At 47.0% G+C, this 838-nt stretch carries 1 protein-coding gene; it reads right to left on the reverse strand.

Annotated features, from left to right (window positions below; all coding sequences use genetic code 11):
• Nucleotides 1–838: DUF3369 domain-containing protein (locus A3750_RS22600; RefSeq protein WP_156498853.1), on the reverse strand; the 838-nt coding region annotated here is incomplete at both ends.

Below are 838 nucleotides of genomic sequence, written 5' to 3' on the forward strand. Positions count from 1 at the left end.
GCCGAGCCCTGAATATAAAAAGGCTCTTCGAAACTACCCGCAATTGTGTCGTGGGATAGCTCATCCATTCGCCCTAGAATCCCGAAAGTATCACCCGATACTCGAGCTACTAGCTGCTCATGATGCGCCGCTTGTAACCGGTCGGACACGTGTTGAAGTAAAATATCCCCATTCTCTGTTCCGATGGTGTCATTGATGGCGCCAAACTGATCAATATCAATAAGGATAATCTGTAGATCAGGGGTTTGGTTCTGCAAGTGACTCTCAATCGATTGCAGAAAAGACAGGCGATTAGGCACCCCTAACAATTGGTCACGATAAGCATACTCATGACGCTGCTCAAGCAAGGTCACATTATCGATACTGGCGACGATATTGGTTGAAAACAGCTCCAATAAACTCATGTCATTGGGCCGATCATTCAACTGCTCTGCCAAATAAACAATCATTTCGACTTGGTCAGGCGTACGAAAATACAAACAGCTCAGGTTATCTTTAAAGATATGGTGTTTGCTCACCGCGGTTTCTTTAATCAATTTCACCACGTGAGGCAAGGCAATATCAGCGACCGGTTTGAGGATGTACTCCCTAAACCTCCCTGCGCCCGCTATCACCTGTAGCTCATCGTTCGACTCGTGCTCGCCGGGATACCCTTTGACGCAAACCAAGCCTTCTGCAGGTAGATTAAATAATGCCGTGAGTTGCGTAATAACGCCGTCGGCGAACTCTTTGTATCCTCGCAAGTAAAGTAGCTCTTTCGACGCCCTGATGATACTTTCAAGCCCTTTCTTGCTCAGTTGTAAAGCACGAATCTGGGAATATGAACGGATAGCAGCGG

It is taken from the genome of Oleiphilus sp. HI0079 (genome assembly GCF_001635105.1).